Origin of the sequence: Isoptericola sp. NPDC056573, assembly GCF_042793335.1 — a bacterium.
GTDB lineage: Bacteria > Actinomycetota > Actinomycetes > Actinomycetales > Cellulomonadaceae > Isoptericola.
Genome location: NZ_JBHTUY010000007.1, coordinates 186,172 through 206,024 on the forward strand (window position 1 = coordinate 186,172; position 19,853 = coordinate 206,024).

The 19,853-nt window shown below is 74.9% G+C and carries 21 protein-coding genes; all 21 read left to right on the plus strand.

Annotated features, from left to right (window positions below; translation table 11 throughout):
• Positions 1-516 (plus strand): HIT family protein (locus tag ACFQ8E_RS14170; RefSeq protein ID WP_430551194.1); only part of this gene is annotated, 516 nt, incomplete at its 5' end.
• A complete protein-coding gene (gene pgsA, locus ACFQ8E_RS14175; RefSeq protein WP_430551195.1) occupies positions 516-1,175 on the plus strand; it encodes a phosphatidylinositol phosphate synthase in 660 nt (219 codons plus the stop codon). The genes ACFQ8E_RS14170 and pgsA, both read left to right, overlap by 1 nt.
• Positions 1,175-2,137, plus strand: coding sequence for a phosphatidylinositol mannoside acyltransferase (locus tag ACFQ8E_RS14180; protein WP_430551196.1), 963 nt, complete (start codon positions 1,175-1,177; stop codon positions 2,135-2,137). Before pgsA ends, ACFQ8E_RS14180 begins: the two co-directional genes overlap by 1 nt.
• Positions 2,134-3,387 carry a glycosyltransferase family 4 protein gene (locus ACFQ8E_RS14185; protein WP_430551197.1) on the plus strand — a complete coding sequence of 418 codons (1,254 nt, stop codon included), beginning with the start codon at positions 2,134-2,136 and terminating at the stop codon, positions 3,385-3,387. The genes ACFQ8E_RS14180 and ACFQ8E_RS14185 overlap by 4 nt, the downstream gene beginning before the upstream one ends.
• Positions 3,384-3,971: a hypothetical protein gene (locus ACFQ8E_RS14190; RefSeq protein ID WP_430551198.1), complete on the plus strand. Its 588-nt coding sequence runs from the start codon at positions 3,384-3,386 to the stop codon at positions 3,969-3,971. The genes ACFQ8E_RS14185 and ACFQ8E_RS14190 overlap by 4 nt, the downstream gene beginning before the upstream one ends.
• A 69-nt stretch (positions 3,972-4,040) precedes the next feature.
• Entirely contained in the window at positions 4,041-4,961 is a 921-nt protein-coding gene (pdxS, locus tag ACFQ8E_RS14195) for a pyridoxal 5'-phosphate synthase lyase subunit PdxS (protein ID WP_430551199.1), read from the plus strand.
• Positions 4,962-4,973: 12 nt separating this feature from the next.
• Positions 4,974-7,499 (plus strand): ATP-dependent helicase HrpB, encoded by a 2,526-nt coding sequence (gene hrpB, locus ACFQ8E_RS14200; protein WP_430551200.1) that lies wholly within the window; start codon positions 4,974-4,976, stop codon positions 7,497-7,499.
• Positions 7,500-7,692: 193 nt separating this feature from the next.
• Positions 7,693-8,268, plus strand: a complete 576-nt coding sequence (locus ACFQ8E_RS14205; protein WP_430551201.1) for an NUDIX hydrolase — start codon at positions 7,693-7,695, stop codon at positions 8,266-8,268.
• 112 nt (positions 8,269-8,380) lie between these two features.
• On the plus strand, positions 8,381-8,917 hold the full coding sequence (locus ACFQ8E_RS14210) for an alternate-type signal peptide domain-containing protein (RefSeq protein ID WP_430551202.1): 537 nt from the start codon (positions 8,381-8,383) through the stop codon (positions 8,915-8,917).
• A 5-nt stretch (positions 8,918-8,922) separates the two neighbouring features.
• A complete protein-coding gene (locus ACFQ8E_RS14215; RefSeq protein ID WP_430551203.1) occupies positions 8,923-9,600 on the plus strand; it encodes a signal peptidase I in 678 nt (225 codons plus the stop codon).
• Positions 9,597-10,349, plus strand: a complete 753-nt coding sequence (locus ACFQ8E_RS14220; protein WP_430551204.1) for a hypothetical protein — start codon at positions 9,597-9,599, stop codon at positions 10,347-10,349. The genes ACFQ8E_RS14215 and ACFQ8E_RS14220 overlap by 4 nt, the downstream gene beginning before the upstream one ends.
• Positions 10,342-11,238, plus strand: a complete 897-nt coding sequence (locus ACFQ8E_RS14225) for a hypothetical protein (RefSeq protein WP_430551205.1) — start codon at positions 10,342-10,344, stop codon at positions 11,236-11,238. Before ACFQ8E_RS14220 ends, ACFQ8E_RS14225 begins: the two co-directional genes overlap by 8 nt.
• Positions 11,239-11,298: 60 nt before the next feature.
• The gene (gene pdxT / locus ACFQ8E_RS14230; protein ID WP_430551206.1) at positions 11,299-11,943 is read left to right on the plus strand and encodes a pyridoxal 5'-phosphate synthase glutaminase subunit PdxT; all 645 of its coding nucleotides are present in this window, start codon (positions 11,299-11,301) and stop codon (positions 11,941-11,943) included.
• Between the two features lie 7 nt (positions 11,944-11,950).
• Positions 11,951-12,709 (plus strand): YebC/PmpR family DNA-binding transcriptional regulator, encoded by a 759-nt coding sequence (locus ACFQ8E_RS14235; RefSeq protein ID WP_430551207.1) that lies wholly within the window; start codon positions 11,951-11,953, stop codon positions 12,707-12,709.
• Positions 12,710-12,818: 109 nt separating this feature from the next.
• Positions 12,819-13,409, plus strand: a complete 591-nt coding sequence (gene ruvC / locus ACFQ8E_RS14240; protein WP_430551208.1) for a crossover junction endodeoxyribonuclease RuvC — start codon at positions 12,819-12,821, stop codon at positions 13,407-13,409.
• 124 nt (positions 13,410-13,533) lie between these two features.
• Positions 13,534-14,169, plus strand: a complete 636-nt coding sequence (gene ruvA / locus ACFQ8E_RS14245) for a Holliday junction branch migration protein RuvA (RefSeq protein WP_430551209.1) — start codon at positions 13,534-13,536, stop codon at positions 14,167-14,169.
• Positions 14,162-15,265, plus strand: coding sequence for a Holliday junction branch migration DNA helicase RuvB (gene ruvB, locus ACFQ8E_RS14250; RefSeq protein ID WP_430551210.1), 1,104 nt, complete (start codon positions 14,162-14,164; stop codon positions 15,263-15,265). Before ruvA ends, ruvB begins: the two co-directional genes overlap by 8 nt.
• Before the next feature lie 165 nt (positions 15,266-15,430).
• Positions 15,431-15,874, plus strand: coding sequence for a preprotein translocase subunit YajC (gene yajC, locus ACFQ8E_RS14255; RefSeq protein ID WP_430551211.1), 444 nt, complete (start codon positions 15,431-15,433; stop codon positions 15,872-15,874).
• A 128-nt stretch (positions 15,875-16,002) separates the two neighbouring features.
• Positions 16,003-18,114: a protein translocase subunit SecD gene (secD, locus tag ACFQ8E_RS14260; protein WP_430551212.1), complete on the plus strand. Its 2,112-nt coding sequence runs from the start codon at positions 16,003-16,005 to the stop codon at positions 18,112-18,114.
• Positions 18,114-19,211: a protein translocase subunit SecF gene (gene secF, locus ACFQ8E_RS14265; RefSeq protein WP_430551213.1), complete on the plus strand. Its 1,098-nt coding sequence runs from the start codon at positions 18,114-18,116 to the stop codon at positions 19,209-19,211. Before secD ends, secF begins: the two co-directional genes overlap by 1 nt.
• A gap of 13 nt (positions 19,212-19,224) precedes the next feature.
• Positions 19,225-19,833, plus strand: coding sequence for an adenine phosphoribosyltransferase (locus ACFQ8E_RS14270; protein ID WP_430551214.1), 609 nt, complete (start codon positions 19,225-19,227; stop codon positions 19,831-19,833).
• The last annotated feature ends 20 nt before the right edge of the window (positions 19,834-19,853 follow it).

The following is a 19,853-nucleotide window of genomic DNA, read 5'->3' on the forward strand; positions in this document are numbered from 1 at the left end:
GGCCCCCCCCACCGATTGTTCTACTTCGGGGGTCTGCACACGCCCGCCGACGGCGGGTGGTCGAAGTCCCGGTTCTGCGGGACCCCGGGGGGCGACGACGAGGCGGCCCTCGTCGTCGCCCGCGGGGCGGAGTGCTACGCGGTGCTGAACCTGTACCCGTACAACTCGGGGCACCTCATGGTGCTGCCCTACCGGCACGTGTCCGGATACGTCGACCTCACGGCGTCCGAGACCGCCGAGCTGGCCACGATGACCCAGACGGCGATCCGCACCCTCGGCGCGGTCTACGGACCGGCCGGCTACAACATCGGGATGAACCAGGGCGAGGTCGCGGGCGCCGGCATCGCGGCGCACCTGCACCAGCACGTGGTGCCGCGCTGGCTCGGCGACGCGAACTTCCTGCCCGTCGTCGGGCAGACCAAGGCGCTGCCGGAGCTGCTGGCCGACACACGGGCCCGGCTCGCCGCGGCCTGGCCCGGCGCGGGCACCGCCACCGAGCCCGACGGGGCGCGCTGATGCTCGGCGGCCTGCGGGCGACGATGCAGCGGCTGTTCACCCCGCCCGCGCGGCTGCTCCTGAGGCTCGGGGTGTCGCCGGACGCCGTGACGATCGCGGGCACGGTCGTCGTCGTCGTCCTCGCCCTCACGCTGCTGCCCACCGGGCACGTCCTGCTCGGCGGCGTCCTCATCGGCCTGTTCGCCCTCGCGGACTCGATGGACGGGGTCATGGCGCGCCTGTCGGGCCGCACCGGGCCGTGGGGCGCGTTCCTCGACTCGACCCTCGACCGGATCTCCGACGGCGCCGTGTTCGCAGGCATCACGCTGTGGTTCGTGCTCCACCCGGACCTGCCGCACGCCACGTGGGGGATCGTCGCCTCGCTCGCGTGCCTCGTGCTCGGCTCGGTCGTGCCGTACGCCCGCGCCCGCGCCGAGAGCGTCGGCGCCACCGCCGCCGTCGGGATCGCCGAGCGCACCGACCGGCTCGTGGTCGCCCTTGCGGCCGTCGCGTTCACGCAGGTGGGGCTGCCGGTCCTCGTGACCGAGATCGCGCTGACGCTGCTCGCCTTCGCCAGCCTCGTCACCGTGGTGCAGCGGGTGGCGACCGTGCGGCGTCAGCTCGCCCCGGCGGGGCCCGTCCCGCACGCACCCACCGACCGTCCCGACCCGGAGGCCTGATGCGGATCGACGTCGCCCGCCTGTACACGTTCGCCTGGCGCCACGCGCCGAAGATCCCGGAGCCGGTGCTGCGCGCGGCGTTCACCGCCGTCGCCGACCTCACCTGGCTGCGCCGCACCGAGGGGGTGCGGCGGCTCGAGGCGAACTACGCGCGCGTGCGGCCCGACCTCGACGGGCCCGAGCTGCGCCGCCTCACCCGGGCCGGCATGCGCTCGTACATGCGGTACTTCCGCGAGGCGTTCACCCTGCAGGGGGCCACCGCCGAGCAGATCACCGCCCGCGTGCGCGTGGACGGCTACGAGAACCTCGCCGGGCCGGTCGCCGACGGGCAGGGCGTCTCGCTCGCGCTGGCCCACCTGGGCAACTGGGACCTCGCCGGCGCGTACGCGACCCCGCACATCGCCCCCGTGCTCACCGTGGCAGAACGGCTCAAGCCCGAGGAGCTGTTCGTCGAGTTCGTCGAGTTCCGCCGCTCGATCGGCATCGACGTGCTGCCGCTCGGCGACCACGACGTCTTCCGCAACCTCGTCCGCGGGGCCGTGAAGGGCGGGTGCATCGTGCCGCTGCTCGCCGACCGAGACCTCACGTCGTCGGGCGTCGAGGTGGACCTCTGCGGGCACCGCGCCCGCGTCGCCGCGGGGCCGGCAGCGCTGGCGCTCGCGGCCAAGGTCCCGCTCGTGCCGGTGGGGATCACCTACGAGCGGCTCACCGGCGAGCGCCGGCGGGCCGCCGGCACGGCCTGGGGCATCGTGATCCGGTTCTACCCGCCCGTCCCGGTCCCCGACGACTCCGGGCTGCACCGCAAGGAGCGCGTGGCACGCATGACGCAGGGCTGGGTGGACGCGGTCGCCGTCACCCTCCAGGAGTCCACGCAGGACTGGCACATGCTGCAGCGCGTCTTCGTCGACGACCTCGACGCCGAGCGGTACGCGCGCACCAGGGCCGAGGCGGGCGAGGCATGAGCGCCGTCCCCGGCGGCGCCACCGTCGCCGCCCCGGCGCGCCCGCTGCGCGTCGGGATCGTGTGCCCGTACTCGTTCGACGCGCCGGGCGGGGTGCAGTTCCACGTGCGCGACCTCGCGCAGGCGCTGCAGCGTGCCGGGCACGAGGTGTCCGTGCTCGCCCCGGCGGACGACGACACTCCCGTCCCGGAGGTCGTCACCGCGGCGGGCCGGGCGATCCCCGTGCGCTACAACGGCTCGGTCGCCCGACTGACGTTCGGCCCGCGGGCCGCCGCCCGGGTCCGACGGTGGGTCGAGGCGGGCCGGTTCGACGTCGTGCACGTGCACGAGCCGATGGTGCCCAGCCTGTCCATGCTCGCGCTGTGGCAGGCCGACGGGCCCGTCGTGGCCACGTTCCACACGTCGCAGGCGCGCTCGCGGGCGCTGCAGGTCGCGTACCCCCTGCTGCGGCAGTCGCTGGAGAAGATCGCGGCGCGGATCGCCGTCTCCGAGGACGCGCGCCGCACCCTCGTCGACCACATGGGCGGCGACGCCGTCGTCATCCCGAACGGCGTCTACGTCGACACCTTCGCCGCGGCCGAGCCGGACGACCGGTGGCGCGGCACCCCCGAGGCGCCGACGATCGCGTTCCTCGGCCGGCTGGACGAGCCGCGCAAGGGCCTCCAGGTGCTCGCCGCGGCCGCCCCGCAGGTGCTCGAGCGCATCCCCGGGGCACGCTTCCTCGTCGCAGGCAAGGGCGACGACGGCCGGGACGACGCCCTCGGGGCGCTCGGCCCGCACGCCGGCTCGTTCGAGTTCCTGGGGGGCGTGAGCGACGAGGACAAGGCGTCGCTGCTCGCGTCGGCGGACCTGTACGTCGCGCCGCAGACGGGCGGCGAGAGCTTCGGCATCGTGCTCGTCGAGGCGATGAGCGCCGGCGCCGGCGTCGTGGCCAGCGACCTGGGGGCGTTCCGCCGGGTGCTCGACGAGGGCGCCGCGGGGCGGCTGTTCCGCACCGGCGAGCCCGACGACCTGGCCCGGACGGTCCTCGAGGCCCTGGGCGACGCCGCCGGCACCCAGGAACGGCGGGACCGGGCCGCGGCGTTCGTGCGCCGGTTCGACTGGTCCGCGGTGACCCAGCAGGTGCTCGCGGTCTACGAGATGGCCGTCGCCGCGGGGGAGGCGCTGGGCTCCCCGGTGGCCCCGTCGCGGACGGAGAGCGCCGTCGGCTGGCTGCGCACCCGGCGCGCCGCAGGAGGTGAGGGAGCATGACCTGGTCCGAGCTCGCGCTCGTCGTCCTCGTGGTCGCGGCGGTCGCGGTCTGGCTCGCCTGGATCTCGGCGTCGCGCCTCGACCGACAGCACCGCAAGGTGGTCGCGTCACGCATCGCCCTGCAGGCCCAGCTCGCGCGCCGCGCGGGGACCGCCGTGGACCTGGCCTCCTCGGGGCTGCTCGACCCGGCGGGGGCCGTGCTCGTCGCCGACGCCGCGTTCGCCGCCCTGGAGGACGCGGGCCCGGCGCCGACGCCCGGCGCGGAGCTCGCGCTGGACGGGCTCGGCCTCGACCGCGAGCGGGCCGAGAGCGAGCTCTCCGCGACGCTGCGCTCCGCGCTCGGCGACGACGAGGCGCTGGCGGAGCTGCGCGGGGCGCCCGGCGGCGACGAGCTCGTCGGGCAGCTCGCGGCCGCCTGGTACCGCGCCCAGCTGGCCCGGCGGTTCCACAACGAGGCCGTGGCCCAGGCGCGGCGCGTGCGGCGCACCTGGTACGTGCGCCTGCTGCGGCTGTCGGGGCACGCGGCGCTGCCGCGCACGGTCGAGCTGGACGACCAGATGCCGGAGGGGCTCTCCGCAGCCTGACGCGCGGAACTAGGATGGAAGGCGCGTGACAGCGGTCACGCGTCCTACTGCGACACGAGCGAGGTTGCGTTGAGCGAGACCATCGGCAGCGACGGCCGGATCCCCGCGGGAGAGGTGGGCACCGCCCGCGTCAAGCGCGGCATGGCCGAGATGCTCAAGGGCGGCGTCATCATGGACGTCGTCACGCCCGAGCAGGCGAAGATCGCCGAGGACGCCGGCGCCGTGGCCGTCATGGCCCTCGAGCGGGTGCCCGCCGACATCCGTTCCCAGGGCGGCGTCGCCCGCATGAGCGACCCCGACATGATCGACGGCATCATCGACGCCGTCTCGATCCCCGTGATGGCGAAGGCGCGCATCGGGCACTTCGTCGAGGCGCAGGTGCTGCAGTCCCTGGGCGTCGACTACATCGACGAGTCGGAGGTGCTCACCCCCGCCGACTACGCCAACCACATCGACAAGTGGCAGTTCACCGTGCCGTTCGTGTGCGGTGCCACCAACCTCGGCGAGGCGCTGCGCCGCATCACCGAGGGCGCGGCGATGATCCGCTCCAAGGGCGAGGCCGGCACGGGCGACGTCTCCAACGCGACGACGCACATGCGCCAGATCCGCGCGCAGATCCGCCGCCTGACCTCGCTGCCCGAGGACGAGCTGTTCGTCGCGGCCAAGGAGCTGCAGGCGCCGTACGAGCTCGTGGCCGAGGTCGCGCGCGCCGGGAAGCTCCCGGTCGTGCTGTTCACCGCGGGCGGCATCGCCACCCCGGCGGACGCCGCGATGATGATGCAGCTCGGCGCCGAGGGCGTGTTCGTCGGTTCCGGCATCTTCAAGTCGGGCGACCCCGTCGCGCGGGCGAAGGCGATCGTGCAGGCCACCACGTTCCACGACGACCCGGACGTCCTCGCGAAGGTCTCCCGCGGCCTGGGCGAGGCGATGGTCGGCATCAACGTCGACGAGATCCCCGAGCCGCACCGGCTCGCCGAGCGCGGCTGGTAGGTCCAGCGAGGCGTGCTGCTGCCCGAACCGTCCGTGCCGGGTGCGGACCTGCCTGTCCGGGCGGTCCTGCCCGCCACGGTCGAGGCGGTGCGGTCGCGCGGCACCGCGGTGCTGGTCGCACCGCCCGGGTCGGGGAAGACGTCGCTGCTGCCGCTGGCGCTGGGCGACGCGCTCGGCGGCACGATCGTCGTCGCCGAGCCGCGACGGATGGCGACCCGCGCGGCTGCCGCGCGGCTGGCGACGCTGGTCGGCGAGCCGCTCGGGCAGCGGATCGGCTACGCGATGCGCGGGGAACGCAGCGGCGGCCGAGGTGTCCGCGTCGAGGTGGTGACCACCGGGCTCCTCGTCCGGCGCCTGCAGCAGGACCCGGAGCTCCCGGGGGTCGCCGCGATCGTGATCGACGAGTGTCACGAGCGGCACCTGGACGCCGATCTGCTGCTCGCGCTCTGCGTCGACGTCCGCGCGAACCTTCGGGACGACCTGGCGATCGTCGCGACGTCGGCCACCGCGGACACGGTCCGGCTGAGCCGCGCGCTGGGCACCGACGTCCCGGCGCCCGTGATCACCGCGTCCGCGGCGCAGTTCGACGTGGCGACCGAGTGGGTCCCACCACCGGTCCCCGCGCCGCTGCTGCCCGGTGGGCGGGTCGACCCGCGCCTGCTGGACCACGTCGCGACCGTCGTCCGGCGCGCGCTGACCGAGAACGACGGCGACGTCCTCGTGTTCGTCCCGGGCGAGGGCGAGATCGCCGCGATGACCCGCCGGCTGGCCGGCCAGAAAGTCCTGCCGTTGTTCGGCCGCCAGTCCCGGGCCGAGCAGGACCGCGCGCTGGCGCCGTCCGCCACGCGCCGGATCGTGGTCACGACGTCGGTCGCGGAGAGCTCGCTCACCGTGCCCGGAGTCAGGGTCGTGGTCGACGCGGGCCTGGCCCGGGAGCCGCGGACCGACCAGTCCCGTGGCCTCGGTGCGCTGGTCACGTGCCGGGTCTCGAGGTCGTCGGCCGACCAACGAGCGGGTCGCGCCGGGCGCGAGGCGCCCGGCCGCGTCTACCGGTGCTGGTCCGCCACCGACCACGCCCGGCTCGACGATCATGCGGCGCCGGAGATCGCGACCGCCGACCTGGCGTCCTTCGCGCTCGACCTCGCGGCGTGGGGTGCGCCCGGCGGCGCTGGCCTGACCCTGCTCGAGGCGCCGCCGGTGGCGGCGATGTCCGCGGCCACCGAGCTGCTGCGCCGCGTCGAGGCCGTGGACGACGCAGGACGGATCACCGAGCGCGGCCGGCGGATGGCGGCGGTCGGGGCGCATCCCCGGCTGGCCCGGGCGTTGCTGGACGGGGCGCCGCGGGTCGGCGCCGACCGGGCGCGCGAGGTCGTCGCGATGCTCTCGGACGACTCCGGCCGCGGCTCCGGCGACGACCTGCCGGCGCGCTGGCGAGCCCTGCGCCGTGGTGAGGACCGCGCGGCCACGGCCCGCTGGCGCGAAGAGACGAAGCGCCTCGGCCGGGGCGCGACGACGGGCGACCCCCCAGGTGGGCGGGCTGGTCGGGAGACCCGCGAGGTACCGGACGACCTCGCCGCGGGGATCGTGGTGGGGCTGGCGTACCCCGACCGCATCGCCCGGGCCCGCGGGACGGACTCGACGACCTACCAGATGTCCGGTGGCACGGGAGCTGCCCTGGACCCGCAGTCGCCGTGGCGGACCACGACCTGGCTGGCGATCGCGGTCGCCGACCGGGCGCCCGGTCGCGCCGACGCCAGGATCCGTTCCGCGGCACCGATCGACGAGCAGACCGCCCGCGACGTCGCCGGCGACCTGGTCACGACCACCGACCGGATCCGGTGGGACGACGGCCGAGTCGTGACGCGACGCGTCGAGGCGCTCGGCGCGATCGTGCTGAACGACGTCCCGCTGGCGAACCCCGACCCGCTGCTCGTGCAGGCGGCCGTCCGTGACGGCATCCGGCGCAGCGGCCTGTCCGTGCTGCGCTGGTCGGAGGCGGCGCTCGCTCTGCGCGAGCGGCTCGCGTTCTGCCACGCCCACCTCGGCGCCCCGTGGCCCGCGGTCGACGACGAAGCGCTGCTGGGCGGGCTCGACGGCTGGCTGGGCGCCGAGCTCGCCTCGGTGCGAGGCGCGCGCGATCTGGCCCGCATCGACGTGGCCTCGGCGCTCCGGCGGCTGCTGCCCTGGCCCGCCGCAGGCCGGTTCGGCGAGCTCGCACCGGAGCGGCTCCAGGTCCCGTCGGGCACGCAGGTCCGGCTCGCGTACGACGGTGTCGAGCCACCGGTCCTCGCGGTGAAGCTGCAGGAGGTGTTCGGCTGGGCCGCTGCTCCGGCGGTCGCGGACGGTCGTGTCCCGGTCGTGCTGCACCTGCTGTCGCCCGCACGACGTCCGGTCGCGATCACCAGCGATCTCGCCTCCTTCTGGAAGCAGGGCTATCCCCGGGTCCGGGCCGACCTGCGAGCCCGCTACCCCCGCCATCCGTGGCCGGAGGATCCCCTCACCGCCGTCCCGACCGCACGGGTCAAGCCTCGCCGGTGAGTCGGGGTGCGACCTGATCACGTCGGTCGCGGTGACCGGCGACAGCGTGCCGGGAGCGGCCGTGCCGGTGGCTGGTTCGTGGGGTGCTCGTGGCTAGCATGGGCCTCATGGATGCACGTTCCCCGTCACTCGTGAACCACGGCATCGACGTCGAGGCCGAGCCGGCGCCCGTGCGCCTGGTGGAGCGGGGCTGGTGACGCCGGCCCTCGGGGACGACTGGGCGGTCGGGCCGGACGGGCTGCGGCAGCGGCGCGCCGCGCGAGTGATCGTGCTGGACGACGCGGACCGGGTGCTGCTGGTGCGCGGGCACGACTCCGACCAGCCGGAGCGCTCGTGGTGGTTCACCGTCGGCGGCGGCATCGACGACGGCGAGAGCGAGGTCGACGCCGCCCTGCGCGAGCTGCGCGAGGAGGCGGGGCTGGCTCTCGCCCCCGGCGACCTCGTGGGCCCGGTGCTGACCCGCGACGCGTTCTTCCACTTCTTCGCGGAGACGTGCCGCCAGCAGGAGGTCTTCTTCCTGGCACGCGTGGACGGCGGCCACCGGCCCACCGACGACGGGTGGACGGCGGAGGAGCGGGACGTGCTCGACGAGATGCGCTGGCTGACCACGGCCGAGCTGCGCGCCGAGACGCGCGAGATCTTCCCGACCACCTTGCCGGACGTCGTCGACGCCCTGGCCCGCGGGTGGGACGGCACCGTGCGCCACCTCGGGGTCCAGCACGACGACGAGCCGTCCGACCCGGAGGAGCTCGGCACCCCCGCGCCGTGACCACCGGACGCACGACGCGCGCCCCGGGCATCCGTTGGTTACCGTCGATGTGAGGCGCGTCACGCACGACGGGTGCGGTCGCGCGTGACCGGCACCGACAGGGGGCGTCGACGTGAACCGACTGACGAAGGCTGCGATCGCCGTGGGAGGTGCCGCGGTCCTGCTGGTCGGCGGCGCCCAGACGATCGCGTACTGGACCGCCGAGGGCACCTCCACGGGCACCGACGTGTCCGCGGGCACCCTCACGATGACCGACGGAGCCTGCGGGGAGTGGACCCTCGACGGGGGCGGGGCGGTGACGGACGGCATCGTGCCGGGTGACACCGTGACCACCACCTGCGCACTGACCGTCGGCGGCACCGGCGACCACCTCGCGCTGGGCGAGATCACCGTCTCGTCGCCGACGTGGGGCGAGGACAACGCCCTGACGGCGGCGCTCGACCTCAGCCTGACCGAGGCGACCCTGGGTGGTGAGACGCTGACCCTCCCGCTGACGGACCCCGTCCCGGTCGGGGCGTCGGACGAGCTCGTGGTCAACCTCGAGGCGGCGTTCGACACCGCGGCCGGGAACGACACGCAGGCGCTGACCGCCGCGCTCGAGGACGTCACGGTCCAGGTCACGCAGGCGCACGTCGTCCCGACGCCCTGAGCGCCGTGGCGCCGGCACGCCCGCGCCCGGGCACCGTGCGGCGCGCGCTCGGGCGCGCGCTCGCCGGTGTCGTGCTGCTGGTCGCCGGTGGGGCGCTGCTGCTCGTGGTCGTCGTCCCCCGCGTCGGGGGCGCGACGCCGTACGGCGTGGCGACCGGGTCGATGCGGCCCGCCCTCGACGTCGGCACGCTCGTGGTGGCGCGTCCCGCCGACATCGAGAGCATCACCACCGGACAGGTGGTCACCTACCAGCTGCGCTCCGGTGAACCGACGGTCGTGACCCATCGCGTCGTCGGGCTGGGCACGACGGCCGGCGGTGAACGGACCCTGCTCACGCAGGGGGACGCGAACGACGTCGCCGACGCGCAGCCAGTACGTGACGTGCAGGTGCGGGGCGTGCTCTGGTACGCCGTGCCGCAGCTCGGCCGCGTCATGGGCGTGGGGTCGCCGCAGCAGCGGCAGGTGATCACGACCGCCGCGGCCGTCGGCCTGCTCGGGTACGCCGGCTGGCTCGTCGCGGGGGAGGCCCGGGAGCGGCGCTCCCGGAGGGGCGAGGAGCCGTCGCCGGGCCTGGAGACCTGGTGGCCGGAGCAGGGGCCGCCGCCCGGCGCGTCACGTGCCGTCGAGCCCTCCGCGGAGCCTTCCTCGGGGGAGCCTCTCTCGGGCCGGGAGCCGGTGCGGTGAGCGGAGCCCGCGAGGTCCCGTCCCCGCCTCGACCCCGTCGCCGCGGATGGGCGGCGACTCCGGCGCGCCCGCTGGCGGCCGTCCTGGCCTCGGGCGCGTTCCTCCTCCCGGTCGCCCCGCCCGCGGCCGGCGTCGTCCCCGTCGCGGGAGGGGGCGCGGGAGGAAACGCGGGAGGGGACCCCGACGGGGGCGTCGCGCTCAGCGTGGACGGCCGCGGGTGGTCGGACGACCTGAAGGTGCCGCTGTTCGAGGCCTCGCCGTGGGTGCCGGGGGAGACGCGGCGCTCGGTGCTGCTGGTGCGCAACGACGGTCGCGGCACGGCCGACGGTCAGGTGGCCGTGGCCCTGGGGGCGGGGACGGGCGACGGGGCCGGGGCGCTCGCCGACGCCCTGCGCGTCCGGGTGCGCCCCGCGGGCGACCCGTGGACCGCCACCGGGCGGCCGGTGCCCGTGCGGCTCACGGAGTCCGAGGTGCTCCCGGTGTCGCTCGAGGTGACCCTCGCTGCGTCGGCGGGCGACGACACCCAGGGCGCGACCGTGCCTCTCGACGTCGTGGTGACCCTCGTGGGCGACGCGCCGACGAGCGACCGCCCACGCGACGAGCCGGCGCCGGACGACGACGCGCGTGCCGCAGCCCTCCCTCGCACCGGCGGGTCCCCGGCGCTGGCGCTGCTGGCCGCGGCCGGCGCGGTCCTGCTGGGCGCGCTGCTGCGGTGGGCGGCCGCGGCGAGGGAGGGGCGTCGTGGTTGAACGGTCCGGCCGGCGCCCGGCGGGGATGCGCCGGGTCGCGGTCCTGGCGGTGGTGGCGCTCGTCGGCGTGCTCGCGGGCGGCGGGGTCGCGTGGGCCTGGTGGCAGGGGGAGGCCACGGCGACGGCCCCGACGTCAGCCCTCCGGGCCGGCGTCGTCGACGTCCAGGTCGTCGGGCTCGGCAACGAGCTCGTCGGTCGTGGCGGCAGCGTCACGGCGACCGCGCTGGGGCTCACCGGGGCCGTGCCGGGGTCCGGCGACTCCGAGATCATCACGGTGCGCAACGGCGGCTCGCGGCCGACGACGGTGACCGCCACGCCGACGCGGACCGGGACCCTGGGCACGTCGTTCACCACCAGCGCGTCGTTCGGCGCCGCCGACACCGGGACGGGGTGCGGCACGGGCAACGGCACCTCCACGACCATCCCCGCGGGAGGGACGGCCGCGCTGTGCGTGACCGTCGCGCTCTCCGCGTCGGCGCCGTCGACGGTGCAGGGGCAGGCAGGCGGGGTGTCCGTCGCGCTCGCGGCCTCGCTCGGGGGCACGGCGTGGACCGACACAGGCACGGTCGTCAGCGGCGCCGTGGGCGCGGCGACCGTCCCCGCTCCCACCCTCTCGTGCGGCGCGCTCGGTCTGGTGTCCGTCACGTTCAACTGGACGGCGGTCGCCAACGCGACCCGGTACCAGTTCACCTTCGGCCCTGCCGCCACGCCGACCACCGTGCAGGTCCCCGCCGGCACCACCGCCTACCAGGTGACCGGCGTCGCGACGAACGCCACGGCACGGGTGCGCGCCGAGCGGGTCTTCACGGGCAACGTCGTGTGGACGTCCGTGTCGTCGAACACCCGCACCTACAGCATCGCCCTCGGCCTGATCGGGACGTGCGCCTGAGCGGGACGTGCGCCTGAGCGGCCGTCGGCCGGGCGGATCCGTGGCCCCTACACTTCCCCGGTGACCACGACGATCGGAGTCCTCGCCCTGCAGGGCGACGTGCGCGAGCACGCCGCGGCGCTCGAGCAGGCGGGGGCGCGCGCGGTGAGCGTGCGGCGCCCGTCCGAGCTGGACGCCGTTGACGGGCTCGTCCTGCCCGGCGGGGAGTCGACGACGATCGACAAGCTGCTGCGGCTCTTCGAGCTCGCCGACCCGCTGCGGCGGCTGATCGGCGAGGGTCTGCCGGTGTTCGGCTCGTGCGCGGGCATGATCCTGCTCGCCGACCGCATCGAGGGCGGTACCGCCGACCAGCGCACGCTGGGCGGGATGGACGTCGTCGTGCGGCGCAACGCGTTCGGCCGCCAGGTGGACTCGTTCGAGGCGGACCTGCAGGTCGCGGGCGTCTCGGACGCACCGGGCGGCCGCCCGGTGCGCACCGCGTTCATCCGCGCGCCGTGGGTCGAGGAGGCGGGGCCGGACGTCGAGGTGCTCGCCCGCATCCCCGACCGCTGGGCGGACGGCTCCGCGGTGGGGCCCGCCGCCGGTAAGATCGTCGCAGCACGTCAGGGACGGCTGCTCGCCACCGCGTTCCACCCGGAGATCACGGGGGACGCGCGGGTGCACGGGCTGTTCGTCCGGATCGTCCAAGCATCGCGAAGGAGTTAGGGAGCGCATGTCAGGTCACTCCAAGTGGGCCACGACCAAGCACAAGAAGGCGGCGATCGACGCCAAGCGCGGCAAGCTTTTCGCGAAGCTGATCAAGAACATCGAGGTCGCCGCGCGCACGGGTGGCGGCGACCCTGCCGGCAACCCCACGCTGTTCGACGCCATCCAGAAGGCCAAGAAGTCGTCCGTCCCGAACGACAACATCGACCGCGCCCTCAAGCGCGGGTCCGGCGAGGGCGCCGACGCCGTCGACTACCAGACGATCATGTACGAGGGCTACGGCGCGAACGGCATCGCCGTCCTCGTCGAGTGCCTCACGGACAACAAGAACCGCGCCGCCTCCGAGGTGCGCCTCGCGTTCTCCCGCAACGGCGGCAACCTGGCCGACCCGGGCTCCGTGTCGTACCTGTTCTCCCGCAAGGGCCTCGTCGTCGTGCCCAAGGCCGACGGCGTCACCGAGGACGACGTGATGCTCGCCGCCCTCGACGCCGGTGCCGAGGACGTGAGCGACGAGGGCGAGGCCTTCGAGGTGCTCTGCGAGGCCACCGACCTCGTCGCGGTCCGCTCCGCCATCCAGGAGGCGGGCCTCGAGTACGACTCCGCCGACTCCATCTGGCACCCGTCCATGGAGGTCGAGGTCGACGTCGAGGGCGCACGCAAGATCCTGCGGCTCATCGACGCCCTCGAGGACAGCGACGACGTGCAGAACGTCTACGCGAACTTCGACGCCTCCGACGAGGTCATGGCGGCCCTCGACGAGGACTGAGCCCCCTGGGCGGTCCCCGAGCCACCGAGGTCGTTCCCGATCCCGCGAGGTAGGACCTGCCTCGGCGTATCTCGGACCCCCTCGGCCCGTCGCGTGAGAGGGTGACGACGTGCGCGTGCTGGGGGTGGATCCGGGGCTGACCCGGTGCGGTGTCGGCGTCGTCGACTCGCTGCCGGGGCGGCGGGCGCGGCTCGTCGACGTGGGTGTGGTGGGCAGCGACCCCGCCACGAGCATCGACCTGCGGCTGCTGCACGTCGCCGCCGGGCTGGACGAGTGGCTCGACCGGCACGTGCCCGACGTCGTGGCCGTCGAGCGGGTGTTCGCCCAGCACAACCTGGGCACCGTCATGGGCACGGCCCAGGTGGCCGGCCTGGCGATGGTCGCGGCCGCGCGCCGCGGCATCCCCGTGGCGATGCACACGCCGAGCGAGGTGAAGGCCGCCGTGACGGGCTCCGGCCGCGCGGGCAAGGAGCAGGTGCAGCGCATGATCGCGCGCATCCTCGGGCTCGACGACCTGCCGCGACCCGCCGACGCGGCCGACGCGCTCGCCCTCGCCGTGACGCACCTCTGGCGCCCGGCGGGCGCGCTCCAGGGCGGCGAGCGGCACGAGCTCACCCCCGCGCAGCGCGCCTGGGCCGCGGCCGAGCAGTCGGCCCGCAAGGGCAAGCACCGCGGGGCGCCGTCCCGCACCTCGCGCTGACGGGCGGCCGCTCCCGGTCGATGCTCGTTCCGCTCGTGTCGCGGCGGACGGCGTCGGCGCCCGTTGTTACAGTGACGCCTCGTACGGGTGTTCGACACCAGACCGGCTCGACGGAAGGACCACGGTGATCGCCTCCCTGACCGGCACGGTCACGCACGTGACGCTGGAGCGGGCCGTGCTCGACGTCGGCGGGGTCGGGTACCTCGTGCACGCCACCCCGGGAACCCTGGCCGGCCTCCGGGTGGGGGAGCGGGCGCAGCTGCACACCACGCTCGTCGTCCGAGAGGACTCGATGACCGTGTTCGGCTTCGCCGAGGCGGACGAGCGCGAGGTGTTCGAGACGGCGCAGTCGGTCTCGGGCGTCGGCCCGCGCATCGCGCTCGCCATGCTCGCCGTGCTGACCCCCGACGCGCTGCGGCGCGCCGTCGCGTCCGAGGACCTCGCGGCGCTGCGGCGCATCCCCGGCGTCGGCCCCAAGAGCGCCCAGCGCCTCGTGCTCGAGCTGTCCGGCAAGCTGGGCGCACCCACCTCCGCCGCCACCGGCGCCGCCGTCCCCGACGCGCCGCCGGTCGCGGCGGGAGACCCGGCGCGCGACCAGGTGGTCGAGGCGCTCGTGGGCCTGGGCTGGGCCGCCAAGGTCGCCCAGGACACCGTCGACCGCGTCCTCGCGGACGCCGGTGACGGGGCAGCCGACGGCCCGGTCGACGTCGCCGCCACGCTGCGGGCGGCGCTGCGCTCCCTGGGCGGCCGGCGTGGCTGAGCCGCTGGAGCCGGAGTACGGCGGCGAGCGGCTCGTCACCTCCTCGGCCGACGACGTCGAGCGCGCGGCCGAGGCGGCGCTGCGGCCCAAGAAGCTGGACGAGTTCGTCGGGCAGCGGGTGGTCCGTGACCAGCTCTCCCTGGTGCTCCAGGCGGCGCTCGCGCGGGACGCGTCTCCCGACCACGTGCTGCTGTCGGGGCCTCCCGGGCTCGGCAAGACGACGCTGGCGATGATCATCGCCGCGGAGCTCGGCACGTCGTTGCGGGTCACGAGCGGCCCGGCGATCCAGCACGCGGGCGACCTGGCGGCGGTGCTCTCCTCGCTCGAGGAGGGCGAGGTCCTCTTCATCGACGAGATCCATCGGCTGGCCCGTCCTGCGGAGGAGCTGCTGTACGTCGCGATGGAGGACTTCCGCGTCGACGTCGTCGTCGGCAAGGGGGCGGGGGCGAGCGCGATCCCGCTGGCGCTGCCTCCGTTCACCGTCGTCGGCGCGACGACGCGGTCCGGCCTGCTGCCGGCCCCGCTGCGCGACCGTTTCGGGTTCACGGGGCACCTCGACTTCTACGACGCCGCCGAGCTGGAGCGCGTCATCATCCGGTCCGCCGGGCTGCTGGGCGTGGACATCCAGCACGCGGCCGCGCACGAGATCGCCGGCCGCTCGCGCGGCACGCCCCGCATCGCGAACCGGCTGCTGCGCCGCGTGCGCGACTGGGCGCAGGTGCGCGGGGACGGCAGCCTCGACCTGCGGGCGGCCCGGGCCGCGCTGGAGGTCTACGAGGTCGACCCGATCGGCCTGGACCGCCTGGACCGCGCCGTCCTCGACGCCGTCTGCCGCCGGTTCGGCGGCGGGCCCGTGGGCCTGGGCACCCTCGCGATGACCGTGGGGGAGGAGCCGGACACCGTGGAGACGGTCGCGGAGCCCTACCTCGTCCGCGAGGGGCTCCTGGGCCGCACGCCGCGCGGCCGGGTCGCGACGCAGGCCGCGTGGGAGCACCTCGGGCTCGAGCCGCCGCCCGGGGCGTGGGGAGCCCCGCTCGGGGGGACGCTGTTCGACGGGTCCGGCGCCGCCGACGGGGACGCCGGGACGCCCCAGTAGACTGGGAGAGCCCCCTGCCGCCGACGGCCCGGGGCCGGAACTCGACGGGTGCCGTGCTCGTTGGGGGCCGTGTGCGCAGGATCCTGCGCCGGCGCGCCGACCGGTGCGCCCCGACGCCCGGCAGTCGGTCGACGACCGTCGGGCAGCGACAGACAAGGACGCTCCGTGGAACTCATCATCCTCTTCGTGGTCCTCGCCGGCCTCATGTTCTTCATGAGCCAGCGGACGCGCAAGCAGCAGAAGCAGCAGGCCGAGTTCCGGTCGCAGCTCGCGCCGGGCCAGGAGGTCATGACCGGTTCGGGACTGTTCGGCACGGTCGTGGAGATCGACGAGGCGGCCGACACGGTCACCATCGAGACGGTCCCCGGCGGCGCGCAGACCCGCTGGCTGCGCGCGGCCATCGCCAAGCGCGTCGACACGCCGGTCGAGGAGCCCGTGGACGAGGCCGACGAGACCGAGGTCACAACCGACTCCTCCGCGACCGGTACGATCACCTCCGGCGACGGTCACATCGACGTCCCCGACGACCTGTCGAGCCTGGACACCGCGCAGCGGGAGTACCGGGAGCAGCAGCGTCGCGACGAGGGCGAGACCGGCACCACGAAGTGACAGCACCAGCGACATGGGACGGCGGGCGCTCGCGCCCGTCGGCCTGACGACGCGCCGGTCGGGGTGATCCCGGCCGGCGCCATCACGCGTCGGCCCCGCGGCGGCGCGCAGACGGGAAGAGACAGAAGTTGGCGAACTCACGCACGAAGCGGTCGCGTCCGGTACGCACCCTCGTGGTCTTCACGATCCTGACGATCGTCCTGCCGTTCCTCGCCCTCGGCGCCGGCGTCTTCTGGGACGCCAAGTCCGACGCCAACCCGGACGGCGCGAGCTGGGCCCCGGGGCTGGCGCTCGACCTGCAGGGCGGCACGCAGCTGATCCTGAAGGCGGACACCACCGACGGGTCGCAGGTCACGTCGGAGACGATCGACGAGTCGATCAACGTCATCCGCCAGCGCATCGACTCCTCGGGCGTCTCCGAGGCGGAGATCACCGCCCAGGGGCAGAACAACATCGTCGTGGGCATCCCTGGCGAGGTGTCGCAGGAGACCATCGACCTCATCTCGCAGCCGGCGCAGATGCGCTTCCGCCCCGTCCTGACGTACGCCGCGGGCACGCCGACCCCCGAGCCGTCCGCGTCCCCCAGCGCCGACGCCGGTGACGCGGCCGACGACGCCACCGACGAGAGCGCCACCGACGAGAGCGCGACGGACGAGGACGCTTCCGGGGACAGCCCGAGCGGCAAGGGCGCCGGCGCCCCGCTGTCCGTCCCGGCGGACGTCGACCCGTCGGCCACGCCGGCCGCCACCGCGACCTCCGGCGACGACGCCGACCCGTCCCCGACGGCGACCGACGGGACCGAGGCGGGCGAGGACGCCGCCGCGGCGTCCGACCCGAGCGACCTGGCGCAGATCACGCCGGAGATCCAGAAGCAGTTCGAGGAGCTCGACTGCACCGACCCCGCGAACCTCAAGGGTGGCGGCGGGGACGACCCGGACAAGCCGCTGGTGACCTGCGGCGAGCAGGACGGGATGAAGTACATCCTCGGCCCGATGGAGGTCGACGGCGTGCACATCGCGTCGGCGAGCTCCGGCCTGGTCCCGGGCGCGAACGGCACCACCACCAACGAGTGGGGCGTCTTCCTCAACTTCGACTCCGTGGGGACCGACGAGTTCCGCGAGACCACGACCCGCCTGCAGGGCCTCGAGGCGCCGCGCAACCAGTTCGCCATCGTCCTCGACGGGCTCGTCGTCTCGGCGCCGTCCCTGTCCCCGGGCACGATCATCTCGAACGGCCAGGCGACCATCTCCGGCTCGTTCACCCGGGACACCGCCGCGACGCTCGCCAACCAGCTGAGCTTCGGCGCGCTGCCCGTGCAGTACACGGTCGAGAGCCAGGAGGTCATCTCCGCGACCCTCGGCTCCGAGCAGCTGCGCAACGGTCTGATCGCCGGCCTCATCGGTCTCGCGCTGGTCGTCGTGTACTCGCTGCTGCAGTACCGCACGCTCGGCCTGCTGACGGTCGCCTCGCTGGTGGTCGCCGGCGTCATCACGTACGTGTCGATCGCCCTGCTCTCCTGGGGGATGGGCTACCGGCTGTCGCTCGCGGGCGTCGCCGGCCTCATCGTCGCCATCGGCTTCACGGCGGACTCGTTCATCGTGTACTTCGAACGCATCCGTGACGAGCTGCGCGACGGGCGCACGCTGGCCTACGCCGTCGAGCGCGGCTGGGCCCGTGCCCGGCGTACGGTCCTCGCCGCCAAGGCCGTCAACCTGATCTCCGCGATCATCCTGTACTTCCTCGCCGTCGGCGGCGTGCAGGGCTTCGCGTTCACCCTGGGTCTGACGACCATCATCGACGTCGCGGTCGTCTTCTGGTTCACGCACCCGATGATGGAGGTCATCACCAAGGTCCCGTTCTTCCGCGACGGCCACCTCTGGTCCGGTCTGTCGCCGGAGCGGCTGCGCGCGGGCTCCGGCCCGCGGTACGCCGGCGCCGGGCGCGTGCGGATGCCGCAGCCCGCCGTGGCGGGCACCACGGGCGCGGCCGAGGTCCCGGACGACGCCGAGGCGTCGAGCGAGCGCGTGACGCCGGAGCCCGTGCACAGCGGTGCGCGTCAGGCGCCCGCGGCCCCCGTGACGGACGCCTCCGGGCGCCGGCTGACGATCGCCGAGCGCCGCGCGGCGGAGCGTCGGGCGGCGGCCGAGGAGGCGGACCCGGGGCCCGGCGCAGGACCGGACGACGGATCGCCCTCGGCGACCGGTGAGAACCCCTCTGGCACGAACGAGGAGAGCCGCTGATGGCCGGCATGAACTTCGCCCAGTGGGGCAACGACCTGTACACCGGCCGTCGGTCCTACCCGATCGTGCAGCGCCGCCGGCGCTGGTTCACGGTGGCGGGCGTCCTCGCGGTCGCGTCGATCGCGGTGATCCTCATCAAGGGCCTCACGCTCGGCATCGACTTCCGCGGCGGCACGGAGTTCACGGTCAACGACGTGACCTCCACCGAGCAGCAGGTGGCGATCGACACCGTGCACGAGGTGCTCCCGAACGAGGAGCCCCGCGTCGCGATCGTCGGCGGCTCGGCGGTGCGCGTCCAGACCGAGGAGGTCACGCCGGAGCAGGAGGCCGCCCTGGTCACGGGGCTCGCCACCGCCTACGGCGTCGACGAGTCCGCCGTGACGACGTCCTTCGTCGGCCCCACCTGGGGCGCCGGCGTCTCGATGCGCGCGCTGTGGGGCACCGTGGTGTTCGTCGTCGCCGCCGCGCTCTTCATGGCCGTGTACTTCCGTGCCTGGCGGATGTCCGTGGCGGCGATCGTCGCGATGCTCGCGGACCTGCTCATCTCCGCCGGCGTCTACGCGGCGATCGGCTGGGAGGTCACGCCGTCGACCATCATCGGCTTCCTGACGATCCTCGGCTTCTCGCTGTACGACAAGATGGTCGTGTTCGACAAGGTCCGCGAGAACACGGCGGACGTGCTCACGCAGACCCGCAGCACGTACGCCGAGCGGGCCAACCTCGCCGTGAACCAGACGCTGGTGCGGTCGATCAACACCTCCGTCGTGGCGCTCCTGCCGGTGGCGAGCATCCTGTTCGTCGGTGCGTTCCTGCTGGGCGCGGGCACCCTGCGCGACCTGTCGCTGTCGCTGTTCGTGGGCATCGCCGTCGGTGCGGCGTCGTCGCTCTTCCTCGCGACGCCGCTCGACGTCTCCCTGCGCGAGCGCGAGCCGAAGATCGCCGCGCACACGAAGGGCGTCCTCGAGGAGCGGGCCGGCCTGGTCGCCGAGGGCGGCCACGACGCCGAGGTCGCGGCGTACACGACCGGGTCCGCGCAGCTGATCCCGGGCCAGCACCAGGGCAACCGTGCCCAGCCGCGCCGCAAGCGCGGCCACTGAGCCGGGGGCGAGCATGGTCGACGAGACGACCGGCCCGACCGGCGGCGCCGTGGACGACATCGTCGTCGACGGGCTGGGAGGGCTCGGCCCCGAGCGGGCCGCCGAGGTCCGGGCGCTGATCCGCGACGTCCCGGACTACCCGCACCCGCCCGTCGTGTTCCGCGACATCACCCCGCTGCTCGCGGACGGCCCGGCGCTGGCGGACGTCGTGGAGGCGTTCGCCCGCCTCGTGGACGCGGACGGCGGCGTGGACGTCGTCGCGGGCATGGAGGCACGGGGCTTCCTCCTGGGCGCGCCGCTCGCCACCCGCCTCGGGGTCGGGTTCCTGCCGCTGCGCAAGGCGGGCAAGCTGCCGCCGCCGGTGGAGCGGGTGGACTACGACCTCGAGTACGGCTCGGCCGCGATCGAGCTGCGCACGGGAACACTCGAGGCGGGTGCGCGTGTTCTGCTGGTCGACGACGTGCTCGCCACCGGCGGCACGGCGTACGCGGCGGCCGAGCTCGTGGAGCGTTCGGGCGGTCAGGTGGTCGCGCTGGCGTTCCTGCTCGAGCTCTCCGGCCTGGGCGGACGCGACAGGCTGACCGGGCGGACGGTCGAGGCTCTGCTGCGCGTGGAGTCGTAGACTTGCCGTCCCGGCCGACG